The sequence below is a fragment of the Methylobacterium sp. BE186 genome (assembly GCF_031457035.1).
In the GTDB taxonomy this organism is placed as follows: domain Bacteria; phylum Pseudomonadota; class Alphaproteobacteria; order Rhizobiales; family Beijerinckiaceae; genus Methylobacterium; species Methylobacterium segetis.
Map to the genome: position 1 here is coordinate 142,514 of NZ_JAVDVV010000008.1, position 15,189 is coordinate 157,702.

Sequence of the window (15,189 nt, forward strand, 5' to 3'; positions counted from 1 at the left end):
GTCCTGGCCTGCGCGAACAATGTGGCGCGTCAAATAATTGGGCGCAATCTTGGCTCCGGCCGGCACCGCCCCATCTCTCCCGGAACCTCGAACACGGGAGATCGCCATGAACCGCATCACGACCACCGCCCTCGCGGGCCTCCTCGCGCTGACCGGCGCCGCCCAGGCCGCCCCGGAGCTGCAGCGCGTGCGCGGCACGATCGAGTCGGCCGACGCCGGCACGGTCACCGTCAAGACGAACGAGGGCGGCACGGAGACCGTGCAGCTCGGCGGCGCCAAGGTCGTCTGGGTGGCGAAATCCAGCCTCGACGCGGTCAAGGACGGCGTCTTCATCGGCACCGCCACCAAGGGCGAGAATCCGCTGACGGCGCTCGAGGTCGTGATCTTCCCCGAATCGATGCGCGGCACGGGCGAGGGCCACTACGCCTGGGACGCGATCACCGACCACACCGCCGCCGGCGACGCCAAGGTGAAGAGCGCCATGACCAACGGCACCGTGAAGGCGGAGCAAGCCGGCGCCCCGAAGGTGAAGAGCGCCATGACCAACGGCACGGTCGCCAAGAGCGGCGGCGCCGGTGGCGGCGCGGGCGGCGAGAGGACGCTGACGGTGACCTACGACAAGGAGGGCTCGAAGCAGATCGTGGTGCCGCCCCAGGCCCCGATCGTCGCCTTCGAGCCGGCCGACCCCGCGATCCTCAAGCCCGGCTCCAAGATCTTCGTGGTCGCGGCCAAGGACGGGGGGAAGCTCGACGGCAAGCTGGTCGCGGTCGGCAAGGACGGCCTGACCCCGCCGATGTGATCCCGGCCTCCCGGCGGCCGGGGCCGGCCGCCGGGATCGCCCTCACGCCACCGGGCGCTGCGCCGGCCCCTCCGTGAAGTCCCGCCACAGCAGCACGAGCGCGGCCATCACGGCGGGGCCGAGGAACAGGCCGAGCAGGCCGAAGGTCTCGACGCCGCCGAGGATGCCCAGCAGCACCCAGAGGAAGGGCAATTGCGTCGTGCCGCCGATCAGCGCGGGCCGCACGAAATGGTCGGCGACGAAGGTGACGACGAGGCCCGAGGCGGCGACGACGATCGCCGGGACGACCGCGCCCTTGGCGACGAGGAGCAGGGAGGCGAGGCCGAAGACGAGCGGCGCCCCGAAGGGGATCATCGCCGCCACGGCGGTGAGCGCCCCGAGCAGGACCGGGTGCGGAACCCCGGCGAAGACGTAGACGATCCCGAGGAGCACGCCCTCGCCGAGCCCGACCAGCACGAGCCCGTCCACCGTGCCGTGCACGGAGGCGACCATCTGCCGGGCGACCCGCTCGCCGCGGGGGCCGAACAGGCGGTTGCAGGCGGTGAGCACCTGGGCCGCCAGCGCCCGCCCGTCCCGGAACAGGAAGAACAGGGCCACCAGGGTGAAGCCGAACAGCACGCTGCGGCGCACGACCTCGCGGCCGAGATTGCGCGAGAGGCCGATCACCGAGGCGTTGTCGAGCCGGTGCAGGATCTCGGAGCCCGCCTCCGGATGGCTCAGGGTGTCGCTCCACCAGCGCGTGGCCTGGGCCGCGCCGAAGGGCAGGCGCTGCAGGACATCCGGCACGGGGATGCCGGTGCGCTCGGCCGAGCGCACGAGATCGAGGGCGTCGTGCGCCTCCCGCGCCGCCTGCACGCCGAGAACGCCGAGGGGCGCGAGGACGACGAGGGCGACGAGGAGCGTCGCGAGCGCCGGCAGGAGGATGTTGTGCCGCCCCGGCGGCCAGCGCCGCTCGGCCCGGCGGTAGAGGGGCCCGAGGGCGATCGCCAGGATCACCGCCCAGACGAGCGCCGGCAGGAACGCGTGCAGGATCCAGAGCCCGAGGGCCGAGAGCGCCAGCACCAGGGCGATCCGGGCGGCACCCTGCGAGCGGAGGGTCTCTTCAGCGCGGTCCGGGGCGGGAGCGGGGGGCGGTGCGGGCTGCGGGAGCGGGGTCGGGCGATGGTCCATCGGACAGGGGGTCTCCGCTGGGCGCGGCCTCCGGGCCTGCTCCTGGGCAGCCATGTAGGGCGTCGAGGCCGGGATGGCCCCCGCGGATCCCGCCGCTCCGGACTTCGTGCGCGGGCGCGACCTGTCCGGACAGACCTGCGTCCCACTCCCGAACGGGAGAGGGGACCTGCGCCCGATGCGTCGAGGCCGAGGCGCCCGGGAGCCGGCAGAACCTGCCGACCGCGACACGCGGAACCGGCAGCGTCTGCCGGGCCGGCGGAGGAGAGCCTGGGACGACGGTCCGGCAAGCCACGGAAATCAGGACTGTTTTCTTGGGCGGGGGCTCTTGCACGGCCCGTGCTTTTCCCCTCGCTGAGGGGGGAAGGCAGCATGTCGGTGGGATCGATCGGGTCGACAGCCACGATGCGGGCGCTCGCCGCGCCGACGCGGGGGAAAGGCACCGGCGCGGCCGCCGGCGAGCCTGCCGCGGCCGTCGAGTCGTTCCGCGAGCTGATGAAGATGACGCCCGCCGAGCGCATGCGGGCCGCGCTCCTCGGCAAGATGGGGCTGACGGAGGAGAGCCTGCGCAACCTCGGGGCGGAGGAGCGCAGGAAGATCGAGGACACGATCAAGGCGCGGATCAAGGATTCGCTGACGGGGACGCTTGAGACTCCGGCCAGGGGTCTCTTCACCGACATCCGCGCCTGAGACCGCGGCATGGCCCCGAAGCCGGCACGGTTGCCCGCCCGAGACCCCTCGTGTAGAGGTCGCCGCCAACGTGAGGACCGCCCGCGGCGGTCCGCCGACGCGCGCATGGTCCCGGGGGGCGCCGGGTCGCCTGCGCCCGGTGCGGGAAGGGCTCTTCCCGCCCGGCGACGACTTCAGGAACACGGCGAGAACGCATGTCTGACCAGCCCATCACCGCCACGAGCGCGACCTTCGACCGGGTTGCCGACATCATCGCGGACACCGCCGACATCCCGCGGGACAAGATCACCCCCGAGAGCCACGCCATCGACGATCTCGGCATCGATTCGCTGGCCTTCCTCGACATCGCCTTCGCGGTGGACAAGGCCTTCGGCATCAAGCTGCCGCTGGAGCGCTGGACCCAGGAGGTCAACGAGGGCAAGGTGCCGGCCGAGGAGTATTTCGTCCTCAAGAACCTCTGCGCCCGCATCGACGCGCTGGTCGCCGAGAAGGCCGCCAAGGCTTAATCCACCGACGCCCGCACCGACGCCGCCGATCCGAAGCGACCATGCGCCTCGAATATTTCGAGATGATCGATTCCGTCGTGCACCTCGACCGCGAGGCGGGCCGGATCGAGGCTCTGGCCCGCGTGCCCGACGAGAGCCCCGTCTTCGAGGGGCATTTCCCCGGCCACCCGCTGGTGCCGGGCGTTCTGCTGACGGAGACCATGGCGCAGGCCTCCGGCTACCTCGTGCTCGCCCATCTCGACTTCGCGCAGATGCCCTTCCTGATGGCGGTCGACAAGGCGCGCTTCCGCTCCTTCGTGGGGCCGGGCGCCGAGCTCAGCATCGAGGCGAGCCTCGTCCATGACGGCTCGGGCTACGCGGTGACGAAGGCCGCGATCCGCCACGCGGGCAAGCCGCTGGCCGACGCGGAGCTGCGCTTCCGCACCATGCCCTTCCCCCCGGGCCTCGACGCGCCGATGCGCGAGCGGGCGCGCCGGATCGGGCTCGCGATCGGGGCCGAGCCCGGAGCCCTGCCGTGAGCGGGCGCGCCGTCGTCGTCACCGGCATCGGCCTCGTCTCCTGCGCGGGCGAGGGGCTCGCGGCGCATCTCGACGCGCTCGCCGCGGGCGCGCCCCCGCGCACGGATGCCGAGACCTTCGCGCCCTACCCGGTTCACCCGGCGCCCGCCCTCACGCTCGACGGGCAGATCCCGAAGAAATCCGACCAGCGCCAGATGGAGGCGTGGCAGCGCCTCGGCGTCTACGCGGCGGGCCTCGCCCTCGATTCCGCGGGCGTGAAGGGCGATGCGTCCTTCAAGGAGAACCTCCACCTCGTCGTCGCGGCGGGCGGGGGCGAGCGCGACTACGCGGTCGACGGGGCGATCCTGACGGGCCTGCGCGAGGCGTCCGATCCGGGCGCCTACCTCAACGAGCGCCTGCAGAACGACCTGCGCCCGACTCTGTTCCTGGCGCAGCTCTCGAACCTGCTGGCCGGCAACATCGCCATCGTGCACGGCGTCACGGGGGCGTCCCGCACCTTCATGGGCGAGGAGGCGGCGGGCATCGATGCGCTGCGCATCGCGCAGGCGCGGATCGCCTCGAACCAAATCGACGCCATGCTGGTCGGGGGCTCCTACAGCGCCGAGCGGCCGGACGTGATGGTCATCCACGAGATGGGCGGCTTCCTGCGGAAGCCCGATTACCGGCCCGTCTTCGAGCGGACCGGGCAGGGCGAGGACGGCTTCATCCTCGGCAGCTGCGCCGCCTTCCTGGTGCTGGAGGCGGAGGATTCCGCCGCCGCCCGGGGCGCCCGCGCGCTCGCCCGGATCGACGCGGTCGCGAGCGACCGCAGCCGGCGCGAGCCCGGGAGCCTTGCCGGCAGCCTCGCCGCGCTCTGGGGCCGGGCAGGAATCGGGCGCGCGGGCGCCGTGATCTCGGGGGCGACGGGCGTCGCGCCGATCACCGCAGAGGAGCGGGCGGCGCTCGCGGAGCTCGCGCCCGGCGCGACGCTGACCGCGCTCGGCGACCTGATCGGCCACGGGCTCGAGGTGGCGGCGCCCTTCGGCGCGGCGCTCGCCGCCGCCCTCGTCGCCGAGACGGGCCTCTCGGAGGTCGCCGTCACCACGGTCGGCCACCGGCGCGGCGAGGGCGTCGTGCGGGTGCTGGCCGCGTAGGACCGCATCCGGAACAACGCCTTCCCTGTCACGCTGCGGCCATGCCGGCGCCCAAGACTCACGCGCGAGACTTGCTGTAAGACGACCCCATGACAGCTCACCCCCATCGCGACGCGAGAGGCCGGCCCCTCGTCGCCGTCACCGGCATCGGCCTCGTCACCTCCCTCGGGCAGGGCCAGGCCGAGAACTGGGCGGCGCTGACCGCCGGGCGCTCCGGCATCCACGCGATCGCGCGGTTCCCCACCGAGGGCCTGCGCACCACCATCGCCGGCACGGTCGATTTCCTCGACACCGACCCGCTGGTGGCGCCCGCCCTCTCCGAGCGCTTCGCGGCCACCGCCGCCGAGGAGGCGGTCACCCAGGCGGGAATCGGGCGCGCGGGCGATTTCCCGGGCGCGCTCTTCATCGCGGTGCCGCCGGTCGAGATGGAATGGCCGCAGCGGCAGGCGCTCGCCGAGGCCGGCGCCGGGAACGAGGCGGTGACCTATGCGGGCCTGCAGCGGGCGGCCGCAACCCGCCGCTTCGACGCGTGGCACGACCTCTTCATCTTCGGGACCGTGGCCGACCGGATCGCGGACCGCTTCGGCACCAAGGGCTCGCCGATCTCGCTCTCGACCGCCTGCTCGTCGGGTGCCACCGCGATCCAGCTCGGCGTCGAGGCGATCCGCCGGGGCGAGATGACGGCCGCCCTCTGCATCGGCACGGACGGCTCGGTGAACCCCGAATCCCTGATCCGCTTCTCGCTCCTCTCCGCCCTCTCGACCCAGAACGCGGTGCCGGAGGCGGCGTCGAAGCCCTTCTCGAAGAACCGCGACGGCTTCGTGATGGGCGAGGGCGCCGCCGCCCTCGTGCTGGAGGATGCGGAGGCGGCCCAGGCCCGCGGCGCCCGGATCCTCGGCTACGTCCTCGGCTGCGGCGAGAAGGGGGACGGCTTCCACCGCACCCGCTCGAGCCCGGACGGCGCCCCGATCATCGCGGCGATCCGCGCCTCCCTCGACGATGCGGGCGTGGGGCCGGACGGCATCGACACGATCAACGCCCACGGCACCTCGACGCCCGAGAACGACAAGATGGAGGCGCTGGGCCTCATGGCCGTGTTCGGCGAGCGCATGGGCGCCGTGCCGATCTCCTCGAACAAGTCGATGATCGGCCACACGCTCACGGCGGCGGGCGCCATCGAGGCGGTGATCTCGCTGCTGACGATCCGGAACGGGCGCATCCCGCCGACCATCAACTACGCGGTGCCCGACCCGGCCATTCCGCTGGACGTGGTGGCCGAGGCCCGCGACGCGCGGGTGGAGCGGGTGCTGTCGAACTCCTTCGGCTTCGGCGGGCAGAACACCTGCCTCGTGCTCGGCTCGGAGCCCGCATGAGCACCGGACCGAGCACCGGACCGAGCGCCGGGGCGAGCGGAGCGGGCCGCGTCCTCGTCACCGGCGGCGCCTCCGGGCTCGGCGCCGCGATCGTGCGCGCGCTGGCGGCGTCGGGCCACGACGTCGCCTTCACCTACCGCAGCTCGGGCGACAGGGCGGAGGCGCTTCTCTCCGAACTCGGCCGCACGCACCCGGACCGGCGCGTCACGGCCCACGCCCTCGACCTCTCGGACCGCGCCGCCCTCGACGCGTTCTGCGAGGCGATCGAGGGCGAGAGCTGGCACGGGCTCGTCCACAATGCCGGGCAATCGGCCGACGCGCTCGCCGCGATGCTGGCGCAGGACCGCGCCGAGGCCGCGATGCAGGTCAATTTCTGGTCGCTGACGCGGCTCGCCAAGGCGCTGGTGCGCGGCATGATCCGGGTGCGCCGGGGCCGGATCGTCGCGATCGGCTCGGTGGCGGCGCTCCAGGCCAATGCCGGCAACGCCGCCTATGCCGCCTCGAAGGGCGCCTTGATCTCGTATTGCCGCACGCTCGCGATCGAGTCGGCCAAGCGCGGGGTCACCGTCAACGTGATCGCGCCGGGCTTCATCGACACCGACATGATGGCGCCCTACGCCGCCCACCGCGAGGGGATGGAGCGGCAGATCCCGGCCGGGCGCTTCGCGCAGCCCGCCGAGGTTGCGGCACTGGCGACCTTCCTGATGGGGGAGGGGGCCGGCTATATCACGGGCGCCGTCCTGCCCGTCGACGGCGGGCTCACCGCCATGATGGGCGTGCACCGCTCCTGAGACCGACGATGCGCCTCCGCCTCCTCCCGGCCCTCGCCCTCGCCCTGCTGGCTGCCGGGCCGGCCCGCGCCGAGCCGGAACCGTTCCGGGTCGACGGCCTGCCTCGCGGCGAGGCCCTGAGCATCCGCGCGGAGCCGGACGCGGCCGCCGAGATCGTCGGCGAGATCCCGGCCGGCCGCCGTCTCCTCGGCTTCGGCTGCACCAACGACACGCCGAGCCGCACCACGTGGTGCCGCGTCAAGTTCGGCCGCAGCGTGGGCTGGGCCCGGCGGCGCTATCTGGCACCCGAGTGAGGGATGTTGAAGGCCGGCCCGTCCCTGCGTAGGTATCGATCGGAGGCCGCGCGATGGCGACGATGATCATCCGGGACGATGTGCTGTGGGCCCGGCATATCGAGGGCGACCCCGAACTGGCGCGGACGATCCGGACCCTGCCGGCGGACGACGCGATCGTCCTGCGCATCGAGGGCCGCCCCGTCCGTTTCCGCAAGATGCGCGATGGGCGCGACGGGCGCCCGACGGAGGGCGTGCGGCCGGAACCCGCCGACGCGGCGTTCTGGAGAACCCTGGTGGCGCGGCGCGGCGCGATGGTCACGGTGGAGCCGGAAGCCGGCTCGGTCGATCCCTATCTCCTGTCCCTTTCCGCCACCTTGAGCGAGTGGAACAGTCCCGAGGACGCGGCGGCCTATGATGAGCTTTGACCGCTTCGACGTCCTGACGGCCCTGTTTCCCTTCCTCGACATTCCCCAGCGCAAGCCGCGCCCGATCCTCGTTCTCTCGGACGGCGCGTTCAACGCCGCGCACGGACACCTGATCGCGGCGATGATCACCACGGGCGCGGGGAGCCGCTGGCCGAGCGACTATCCGATCAGCGATCTTGCGGCAGCGGGCCTGAAACACCGGTCCGTCGTCCGCTGGAAGCTGTTCACGCTCGGCTTCGGCGAGATCGGCCGGCCGATCGGCCGCCTGTGCGGGGCCGACCGGGATGCCGTGCGTGCGCGCCTCGACGCGATCCTGTACGGAGCCCCCGAGGCAGTCGCTCGGGGCATCTCCGAGCGCGCGCAACCGGAAGAACGATGATGCAAGCCCTCCAGCTCTTCGGCGACCGCGACCTGCGCCTGACCGAGGTCGAGGATGCGCCACCGCCGGGGCCCGGCGAGGTCCGGGTGCGGGTCCGGGCGGTCGGCCTCAACTTCATCGACGTCTGGGGCTTTCGCGGCATGGCCTTCGCCAAGCGCAAGCTGCCGCTCACCGTCGGCGCCGAGGCCGCGGGCGAGATCGCGGAGATCGGCGAGGGCGTGGAGGGTTTCGCCGCGGGCGAGCCCGTCGTGATGTATGGGGCGCAGACCTGCGGCTGCTGCCGGGCCTGCCGGGAGGGCCGCGACAACCTCTGCGAGGAGGTCGGCGGCGTGATGGGCTTCCACATCGACGGCTTCGCCCGCGACTTCGTGACGATGCCGGCCCGCCTCGTCGTCAAGGTGCCGGCGGGCGTGAGCCACGTCGAGGCCGCCTGCGCACCGATCGCCTTCGGCACGGTGCAGCACATGCTGTTCGACAACGCGCGGCTGGAGCCCGGCGAGAGCATCCTCGTCCATGCCGGCGGCTCCGGCATCGGCACCGCCGCGATCAGGATGGCGAAGGCGATCGGCTGCACCGTCTTCACGACGGTCGGCGACGACGAGAAGGGCGCGAAGGCCGCCGAGCTCGGGGCCGACCACGTCGTCAACTACCGGACCGAGCGCTTCGAGGGCGAGGTGCGGCGGCTGACGAAGCGCAAGGGCGTCGACGTCGTGTTCGAGCATGTCGGCCCCGACACCTGGAACGGCTCGCTCCTGTGCCTGAAGCGCGGCGGCCGGCTCGTGACCTGCGGCTCGACGTCGGGCGTCTCGACCACGATGAACCTGATGCAGCTCTTCCAGCAGCAATACCGCATCACCGGCTCGTTCGGCTGCTCGATCCGCAACATCCGCGAGTCGCTCTCCAAGATGGCCGACGGGATCATGCCGGTGATCGACACGGTCTACCCCCTCGCCGATTTCGGGCAGGGCCTAGAGCGGCTCGAATCGCGCAAGGTCTTCGGCAAGATCCTCGTGACCTTGTGACCGGGCGAGCCCCACTCCACTTGCAGCCCGGAATCCTCTAAGCGGGTCGCATCCCGCCCGCGTTGCCGAGACGCCGCCCCCACGAGAGATCCGTTGCTGCGCCTCGCCTTCATGCTGAACCGGCACCTGCCCCGGATGGCCGGGCTCGCCATGATCCCCCTGATCCGGGGGCTCTTCCTGCTCGCCCGCGCCCTCGGGCCGGAGCGGGCGAGCGCCATCGGCGGGGCGCTGTTCCGGCTGATCGGCCCCCGGCTGCCCGCCCACCGCACGGCGCTGGCGAACCTGCGCGCCGCCTTCCCCGGGCGCGACGAGGCAGAGCTCCGGCGGATCGCCCGCGACGCCTGGGAGAATCTCGGCCGCACGGGCGCGGAATACGCCCATCTCGACCGGCTGTTCGACTACGACCCGGCCGACCCGGCGACGCAGCGGATGGAGGTCGAGGGGATCGACCATTTCTACGCCCTGCGGGACGATGGCCGGCCCGGCCTCGTCTTCGCCTCGCACCTCGCGAACTGGGAACTGCCCGCGATCTGCGCCCAGAAGTTCGGGCTCGAGACGACCGCCGTGTTCCGGCCGCCGAACAACCCGGCCGCCGCCCGCCTCGTTCAGGAGGTGCGCCGCGCCACGATGGGCGGCCTCGCCGCGTCCGGCCCCGGCGCCGCCTTCGCCATGCAGGGCGTGGTGGAGCGGGGCGGCCATCTCGGTCAGCTGATCGACCAGCACTTCACCCGCGGCGTGGTGGTGGAGTTCTTCGGGCGGCCCTGCCTCGTCAACCCACTGCTCGCCAAGCTCGCCCGGCACTACGAGTGCCCGGTCCACGGGGCCCGCGTGGTGCGGCGGGAGGGCGTACGCTTCCGCCTGGAACTGACCCCGCCCCTCGACCTGCCCCGCGACGCGAGCGGCGCCATCGACGTGCAGGGCGCCATGCAGGCGATGACCCGGGTGCTGGAGGAATGGGTGCGCGAGGAGCCGGGGCAGTGGCTCTGGATGCACCGGCGCTGGCGCCCCTCCATGCTGCCCAAGCCGAAGCAGCCGCGGGGCATGCCGGAGGCGGCCCCCGGGGGCGACGCCGCTCAAGCCAACGTGACTTCCCAGCCTTCCGCACCCGCGCTCTCATGAGATGATGTCGGATGCAACCCGGCCGCGTGCTCGGATCGCGGCGCTCCTGGCCAGCCTGATTCCGGGCCTGCTCGCGGGCTGCCTGCCGGCGGCCGCCGAGCCGCTCCGCGCCGTCCTCGAACTCTACACGAGCCAGGGCTGCGCCGTCTGCCCGCCCGCCGAGCACCTGTTCGGCGACCTCGCCCGCCGCCCCGGCCTCCTCGCCCTGACCTTTCCCGTGACCTACTGGGATTACCTCGGCTGGAAGGACACGCTCGGCCACAGCCTCTTCACCGACCGCCAGCGCGCCTACGCCACGGCCCACGGCGAGGTCCGGATCTACACCCCGGCCCTCGTGATCAATGGCGGCGCCGCGCTCGCCGGGGCGAACCGGGCCGGCATCGAGACGATCATGCAGGAGACGCGGGCGGGGGGCCTCCGGGTGCCGGTCCGCACCGAGGAGCAGGGCGACCGAATCGTCGTCGAGGTCGGCGCCGACCCGAACCCGCCGGGCCGGGCCGACGTCTGGCTCGTCCCCCTCCTGCGCAGCCGCGCCGTGGCGGTCGAGCGCGGCGAGAACCGGGGCCGGGTCGCGACCTACGTGAACGTGGTGCGCGGGCTCTACCGCCTCGGCGCCTGGACCGGCCAGGCCGCCCGCTTCGAGGCGCCCCGCTCGGCCATCCAGGTCGGCGAGGCGGACAGCTACGCCATCCTCGTCCAGGGGGCCCTGGGCGGGCAGCCGGGACGGATCTGGGGCGCGGCGAAGGGGCCGGGGCTGTGAGGGCCTAAGCCCTAGACCCACTCGCCCCGGCGCATCACCGGCACCGCGCGGCCGTCCGGCGCGATGCCGTCCACGTCGATCTCGGCCGAGCCGATCATCCAGTCGATGTGGATCAGGGAGCGGTTGGCGCCGCGCTCGGCGAGGTCCGCCTCGCTGAAGCTCGCGCCGCCGCCGCGGAAGCACTTGCTGTAGGCTTGGCCGAGCGCGATGTGGCTCGCCGCGTTCTCGTCGTAGAGGGTGTTGTAGAACAGGAGGCCGGAAGCCGAGATCGCGGAACTCGCCGGCACCAGGGCGACCTCGCCGAGGCGGGCGGCGCCCTCGTCGGTGTCGAGCACCCGGGCGAGCACCTCGGCGCCGGTCCGGGCCGTCGACTCGACGATCCGGCCGCCCTCGAAGCGCACGCGGATGCCGTCGATCAGGGTGCCCTGGTAGGAGAGGGGTTTCGTGCTGGCCACATGGCCGTCCACCCGCGCCCGGTGGGGCGTGGTGAAGACCTCCTCGGTCGGGATGTTGGCGTTGCACAGGATGCCGCTGCGCGAGGTCGAGGCGCCGCCGCACCATTCGTGGTCGTCGGCGAGGCCCACAATCAGGTCGGTGCCGGGGCCGCGGAAGCGGAGCGCGGCGAAGCGCTGCCCGTTCAGCCACGCCGTTCGGGTGGCGAGATCCGCGTTGTGGGCCGTCCAGGCCGCCACCGGGTCCGGCACGTCGACGCGGGAGGCCGCGAAGATCGCGTCCCACAGGCGGGCGATCGCCGCCTCCTCCGGCAGGTCGGGGAAGACGGTGCGGGCCCAGGCCGGGGTCGCGGCCGAGACGATCGTCCAGTTCGTCGCGAAGTTGGCGATGAGTTCGAGGGCCGGCACGTAGGCCTTTGAGCGAGCCCGGTTGGCGCGCGCCACCTTCTCGGGATCCTGTCCGGCGAGCAGCGAGGGATCGTCGCCGCTGATGGCGAGGCGGGCGGCCCCGTTGCGGAAGGCCTCCGCCATGCCGCCGTAGAGCCAGCCCGCGGCCGTGTCGAAGGCGGCGTCCGGGGCGTGGGCGAAGCGGGCCAGCGTCGCCGCGTCGTCGCCGAGAAGGGTGGTCACGAGGGAGGCGCCGGCCTTGTAGGCCTGGACCGTGATCGCCCGGGCGAGGGGCACCGCGTCGAGGGGCGCCGTCATCACGAGTTCCTGGCCGGGCTGCAGGTTGAGCCCGACACGGACCGCGACCTCGGCCAGCCGGTCGAGCCGCTCCGCGAAGGGCAGGCCCGCCGGGCCGATCTGCGCCTGAACCGTCATCCGCTACCCTCCGCCGCGCTCACGTCGCTGAGCGCCAAGATCGGTGCGCGGGCGCCGGAATCAAGCGGCGCGCGACCAGGTGATCTCGCCCAGATGCTCGCGGAAGGCGAAGCGCAGGAGGTGGTCGGAGACGACGTTCTCCAAGCGCGTCAGCCCGCCCGGGTCGGCGGTGGCGACGCGCATCACCAGGGCGTCGGGCTCCGCGTCGAAGATGCAGACGCGATCCTCGCCGAAGGGGACCCGCCCGTGGGAGGGCGTGCTCTCGACCGGGAACTTATGGCTCCAGTGCCGGCAGAGCTGCTGCAGGTAACGGCTCGCCTCCGCGGTGGGAACCCGGGCCTGTGAGGTGGGCATCGTCTCAACTCCTCGTCTCGATCGGTCGGGCGAAGCGGCGGAGGCGCGGCGCGGTTCGGGCGGACGGGGCGCCGCGCGGGCGCGGCACCGCACTCCCGAGAATCCCGCCGAAGCCGTTAAGGGTCCGATAACGCAAGGTCCCGCCGCTCCGATCCGCGACCGCCCCGACGCCGGGTGCGAGCCCGGCCATGGCGCAATGCAGAACGCGATCCTGACCCGAATTGTTGCATCGCACAATCCCCCATTCCTCCAAGGCGGGAGCGTGCGGCCCCCTCAGGGGAGGGCGGGAGGCGGGTCGTCCGAGAGCGCCACGACCTTGCCGGGGTTGAGGATGTCGTGTGGGTCGAGGGCGCCCTTGAGACGGCGCATCAGGTCGAGGCCGACCGGGTCGCCGTAATGCTGCAGTTCGTCGCGCTTGATCAGGCCGACGCCGTGCTCGGCGGCGATCGATCCGTCGAGATCGCGCACCACATCGTGAACGATCCGGTTGAAGCGGGTCCATTCGGCGAGGAAGGCCGCCTTGTCCATGCCCTCGGGCTGGCTGAGGTTGAAATGGATGTTGCCGTCGCCGAAATGGCCGAAGGGGCAGGGGCGCAGGCCCGGCATCGCGGCGCAGCAGGCGGCCACCGCCCGGTCCAGGAACTCGGGCAGCTTCGAGAGCGGCACCGAGACGTCGTGCTTGATCGAGCCGCCCTCGCGCGTCTGCGCCTCGGGCAGGCTCTCGCGCAGGCGCCAGAGGGCGGCGTTCCGCGCCTCGCTCGTCCCGATCGTCGCGTCCTCGGCGAGGCCCTCCTCGAGCGCCGCCGCGAGGGCCGCCTCCAGTTCGGCCGCCATGTCGGCTTCGGGCCGCGGGCTCGCGAACTCGACGAGGGCGTAGGTGTCGTGCTCATCAGCGAGCGGGCGCTGCGCGCCCGGGACGTGGCGCAGCACGATCGCGAGGCCGAAGCGCGGCATCACCTCAAAGGCGGTCAGGTCCGGCCCGGCCGCACGGCGCAGGCGCTCGAACAGGGAGAGCGCCGCGCGCGGCGAGGCAAGGCCGACGAAGCCGACCGCCCGGGAGGCGGGGCGGGGAAACAGCTTGAGCACCGCCGCGGTGATGATGCCGAGGGTGCCCTCGGAGCCCACGAACAGGTGCTTGAGGTCGTAGCCCGCGTTGTTCTTGCGCAGCGCCTTGAGCCCGTTCCAGACCCGCCCGTCCGCCAGCACCACCTCGAGGCCGAGCACGAGGTCGCGGGCGTTGCCGTAGGCGAGCACGGCCGTGCCGCCGGCATTCGTCGCGAGGTTGCCGCCGATCCGGCAGGACCCCTCCGCCGCGAGCGAGAGGGGGAACAGCATCCCGGCCGCCTCGGCGGCCGCCTGCACGTCGGCGAGGATGGCGCCGGCCTCCACGGTCATCGTCGCGTTGACGGGGTCGACGTCGCGGATACGGGACAGGCGCGCCAGGGAGAGCACGACGCCCCCGTGCGGCACGCCGCCCCCGACGAGCCCGGTATTGCCGCCCTGGGCCACGACCGGCACGCGGGCCTCGGCGCAGGCCCGGACCGCGAAGGCGACCTCGGCGGTGTCGGCCGGGCGCAGGACGGCGAGCGCCCGGCCGCGATAGAGCCCGCGCGCTTCCCGGAGGTGCGGCGCGACGTCCTCGTCCTCCGTCAGCACGTGCCGGGTCCCGAGCCGCGCGCGCAGGCGGCCGAGGAGGGCGTCGGCCGGAGGTTCGGCGAGGGCGGGGGCGGGCTCGGTCATGGCGTCGGCGGCGTCCGGGGCGGGCTCGATGCGGACCCGGATCCGGGGCGCGTCAATCTTCTCGCCGCAGCGGGACACTTCGGCGCAGGATGCCTTAGATAGCGGCACGGCCGGCTCTTTGCAGGATGGCATGCGGGGCCGGCCGAAGCTCACGAGGCGATGTCCATGCTCTCCGTCATCCCGAACCCGCCGCGCATCACCCTGCCGATCGTCGGCAGCGAGGACCAGTTCCCGGTGCGGCGCCTCTACTGCGTGGGCCGCAACTACGAGGCCCATGCCCGCGAGATGGGAGCCGACCCCGAGCGCGAGCCGCCCTTCTTCTTCATGAAACCCGCCGACGCGGTGCAGGTGGCGGCCGGCCCGGAGCCGACGGATCACCCCTATCCGCCGCGCACGGGCAAGTATCATTTCGAGGTCGAGATGGTGGCCGCCATCGGGAAGGGCGGTCGCGACATTCCGGTCGAGAGCGCCCTCGACCACGTCTACGGCTACGCGATCGGCCTCGACATGACCCGGCGCGACCTCCAGGACGAGGCCAAGCGCATGGCCCGCCCCTGGGACCTCGGCAAGGCGGCGGACGCCTCCGCCCCGATGGGGCCCCTGCACCGGGCCGAGATCGTGGGCCACCCGGACCAGGGTCTGATCGGCCTCTCGGTCGACGGCGCGCCGCGCCAGTCCGGCAACCTGTCTGAGATGATCTGGTCGGTCGCCGAGCAGGTCTCGCTGCTCTCCACCTATTTCGAGCTGCAGCCGGGGGACCTGATCTTCACGGGCACGCCGGCGGGCGTCGGCGCGGTCGAGCGCGGGCAGACCATGCGGGCCAGCGTCGAGGGTCTCGGCGAGATCGCCCTCCGGGTGGTCTGA

At 72.9% G+C, this 15,189-nt stretch carries 18 protein-coding genes; 14 read left to right on the forward strand and 4 right to left on the reverse strand.

The features are described from left to right. The first annotated feature begins 106 nt into the window (after positions 1–106). Positions 107–799: a metal ABC transporter permease gene (locus tag J2X36_RS11445; RefSeq protein WP_310349776.1), complete on the forward strand. Its 693-nt coding sequence runs from the start codon at positions 107–109 to the stop codon at positions 797–799. Positions 800–841: 42 nt separating this feature from the next. Here the strand turns inward: J2X36_RS11445 and J2X36_RS11450 are convergent, their stop codons facing one another. Beyond that, positions 842–1,969 (reverse strand): AI-2E family transporter, encoded by a 1,128-nt coding sequence (locus tag J2X36_RS11450; RefSeq protein ID WP_310349778.1) that lies wholly within the window; start codon positions 1,967–1,969, stop codon positions 842–844. 369 nt (positions 1,970–2,338) lie between these two features. Between J2X36_RS11450 and J2X36_RS11455 the strand changes: the two genes are divergently transcribed. From J2X36_RS11455 to J2X36_RS11510, 12 genes are all read left to right on the forward strand, one after another. Beyond that, positions 2,339–2,656 carry a hypothetical protein gene (locus J2X36_RS11455; protein ID WP_310349780.1) on the forward strand — a complete coding sequence of 106 codons (318 nt, stop codon included), beginning with the start codon at positions 2,339–2,341 and terminating at the stop codon, positions 2,654–2,656. 194 nt (positions 2,657–2,850) lie between these two features. Further along, complete coding sequence (locus J2X36_RS11460) at positions 2,851–3,162, forward strand: acyl carrier protein (RefSeq protein ID WP_109895472.1); 312 nt, start codon at positions 2,851–2,853, stop codon at positions 3,160–3,162. A 41-nt stretch (positions 3,163–3,203) separates the two neighbouring features. Continuing rightward, positions 3,204–3,680, forward strand: a complete 477-nt coding sequence (locus J2X36_RS11465) for a 3-hydroxyacyl-ACP dehydratase FabZ family protein (RefSeq protein ID WP_132255630.1) — start codon at positions 3,204–3,206, stop codon at positions 3,678–3,680. Further along, on the forward strand, positions 3,677–4,813 hold the full coding sequence (locus J2X36_RS11470; protein ID WP_310349781.1) for a beta-ketoacyl-ACP synthase: 1,137 nt from the start codon (positions 3,677–3,679) through the stop codon (positions 4,811–4,813). The genes J2X36_RS11465 and J2X36_RS11470 overlap by 4 nt, the downstream gene beginning before the upstream one ends. A gap of 89 nt (positions 4,814–4,902) precedes the next feature. Next, positions 4,903–6,186 carry a beta-ketoacyl-ACP synthase gene (locus tag J2X36_RS11475; RefSeq protein ID WP_310349783.1) on the forward strand — a complete coding sequence of 428 codons (1,284 nt, stop codon included), beginning with the start codon at positions 4,903–4,905 and terminating at the stop codon, positions 6,184–6,186. After that, positions 6,183–6,977, forward strand: a complete 795-nt coding sequence (locus J2X36_RS11480) for an SDR family oxidoreductase (protein ID WP_310349785.1) — start codon at positions 6,183–6,185, stop codon at positions 6,975–6,977. The genes J2X36_RS11475 and J2X36_RS11480 overlap by 4 nt, the downstream gene beginning before the upstream one ends. An 8-nt stretch (positions 6,978–6,985) precedes the next feature. Next, positions 6,986–7,270: an SH3 domain-containing protein gene (locus tag J2X36_RS11485; protein WP_132255634.1), complete on the forward strand. Its 285-nt coding sequence runs from the start codon at positions 6,986–6,988 to the stop codon at positions 7,268–7,270. A gap of 53 nt (positions 7,271–7,323) precedes the next feature. Next, positions 7,324–7,677, forward strand: a complete 354-nt coding sequence (locus tag J2X36_RS11490) for a hypothetical protein (RefSeq protein ID WP_132255635.1) — start codon at positions 7,324–7,326, stop codon at positions 7,675–7,677. Further along, positions 7,664–8,056, forward strand: coding sequence for a type II toxin-antitoxin system PemK/MazF family toxin (locus tag J2X36_RS11495; RefSeq protein ID WP_310349789.1), 393 nt, complete (start codon positions 7,664–7,666; stop codon positions 8,054–8,056). Before J2X36_RS11490 ends, J2X36_RS11495 begins: the two co-directional genes overlap by 14 nt. Beyond that, positions 8,056–9,078, forward strand: coding sequence for a zinc-binding dehydrogenase (locus tag J2X36_RS11500; RefSeq protein WP_310349842.1), 1,023 nt, complete (start codon positions 8,056–8,058; stop codon positions 9,076–9,078). Before J2X36_RS11495 ends, J2X36_RS11500 begins: the two co-directional genes overlap by 1 nt. 93 nt (positions 9,079–9,171) lie before the next feature. Beyond that, positions 9,172–10,197 carry a lipid A biosynthesis lauroyl acyltransferase gene (locus J2X36_RS11505; RefSeq protein WP_310349790.1) on the forward strand — a complete coding sequence of 342 codons (1,026 nt, stop codon included), beginning with the start codon at positions 9,172–9,174 and terminating at the stop codon, positions 10,195–10,197. 1 nt (position 10,198) lies between these two features. After that, positions 10,199–10,957, forward strand: coding sequence for a DUF1223 domain-containing protein (locus tag J2X36_RS11510; RefSeq protein WP_310349791.1), 759 nt, complete (start codon positions 10,199–10,201; stop codon positions 10,955–10,957). A gap of 11 nt (positions 10,958–10,968) precedes the next feature. Here the strand turns inward: J2X36_RS11510 and J2X36_RS11515 are convergent, their stop codons facing one another. The 3 genes from J2X36_RS11515 to J2X36_RS11525 all read right to left on the reverse strand — a co-directional run bounded on the left by J2X36_RS11515 (position 10,969) and on the right by J2X36_RS11525 (position 14,325). After that, positions 10,969–12,231 (reverse strand): aminopeptidase, encoded by a 1,263-nt coding sequence (locus J2X36_RS11515; RefSeq protein WP_132255743.1) that lies wholly within the window; start codon positions 12,229–12,231, stop codon positions 10,969–10,971. A gap of 60 nt (positions 12,232–12,291) precedes the next feature. Continuing rightward, on the reverse strand, positions 12,292–12,585 hold the full coding sequence (locus J2X36_RS11520; RefSeq protein WP_132255744.1) for a DUF2218 domain-containing protein: 294 nt from the start codon (positions 12,583–12,585) through the stop codon (positions 12,292–12,294). A 273-nt stretch (positions 12,586–12,858) separates the two neighbouring features. Next, entirely contained in the window at positions 12,859–14,325 is a 1,467-nt protein-coding gene (locus tag J2X36_RS11525; protein WP_310349844.1) for an FAD-binding oxidoreductase, read from the reverse strand. A 165-nt stretch (positions 14,326–14,490) separates the two neighbouring features. Between J2X36_RS11525 and J2X36_RS11530 the strand changes: the two genes are divergently transcribed. Beyond that, a complete protein-coding gene (locus J2X36_RS11530; RefSeq protein WP_310349795.1) occupies positions 14,491–15,189 on the forward strand; it encodes a fumarylacetoacetate hydrolase family protein in 699 nt (232 codons plus the stop codon).

Bases quoted from the DNA above. Each gene is read 5' to 3' on its own strand.
- J2X36_RS11445 (WP_310349776.1), top strand. From the start codon at position 107: ATGAACCGCATCACGACCACCGCCCTCGCGGGCCTCCTCGCGCTGACC.
- J2X36_RS11450 (WP_310349778.1), bottom strand. From the start codon at position 1,969: ATGGACCATCGCCCGACCCCGCTCCCGCAGCCCGCACCGCCCCCCGCT.
- J2X36_RS11455 (WP_310349780.1), top strand. From the start codon at position 2,339: ATGTCGGTGGGATCGATCGGGTCGACAGCCACGATGCGGGCGCTCGCC.
- J2X36_RS11460 (WP_109895472.1), top strand. From the start codon at position 2,851: ATGTCTGACCAGCCCATCACCGCCACGAGCGCGACCTTCGACCGGGTT.
- J2X36_RS11465 (WP_132255630.1), top strand. From the start codon at position 3,204: ATGCGCCTCGAATATTTCGAGATGATCGATTCCGTCGTGCACCTCGAC.
- J2X36_RS11475 (WP_310349783.1), top strand. From the start codon at position 4,903: ATGACAGCTCACCCCCATCGCGACGCGAGAGGCCGGCCCCTCGTCGCC.
- J2X36_RS11480 (WP_310349785.1), top strand. From the start codon at position 6,183: ATGAGCACCGGACCGAGCACCGGACCGAGCGCCGGGGCGAGCGGAGCG.
- J2X36_RS11485 (WP_132255634.1), top strand. From the start codon at position 6,986: ATGCGCCTCCGCCTCCTCCCGGCCCTCGCCCTCGCCCTGCTGGCTGCC.
- J2X36_RS11490 (WP_132255635.1), top strand. From the start codon at position 7,324: ATGGCGACGATGATCATCCGGGACGATGTGCTGTGGGCCCGGCATATC.
- J2X36_RS11495 (WP_310349789.1), top strand. From the start codon at position 7,664: ATGATGAGCTTTGACCGCTTCGACGTCCTGACGGCCCTGTTTCCCTTC.
- J2X36_RS11500 (WP_310349842.1), top strand. From the start codon at position 8,056: ATGCAAGCCCTCCAGCTCTTCGGCGACCGCGACCTGCGCCTGACCGAG.
- J2X36_RS11510 (WP_310349791.1), top strand. From the start codon at position 10,199: ATGATGTCGGATGCAACCCGGCCGCGTGCTCGGATCGCGGCGCTCCTG.
- J2X36_RS11515 (WP_132255743.1), bottom strand. From the start codon at position 12,231: ATGACGGTTCAGGCGCAGATCGGCCCGGCGGGCCTGCCCTTCGCGGAG.
- J2X36_RS11520 (WP_132255744.1), bottom strand. From the start codon at position 12,585: ATGCCCACCTCACAGGCCCGGGTTCCCACCGCGGAGGCGAGCCGTTAC.
- J2X36_RS11525 (WP_310349844.1), bottom strand. From the start codon at position 14,325: ATGACCGAGCCCGCCCCCGCCCTCGCCGAACCTCCGGCCGACGCCCTC.
- J2X36_RS11530 (WP_310349795.1), top strand. From the start codon at position 14,491: ATGCTCTCCGTCATCCCGAACCCGCCGCGCATCACCCTGCCGATCGTC.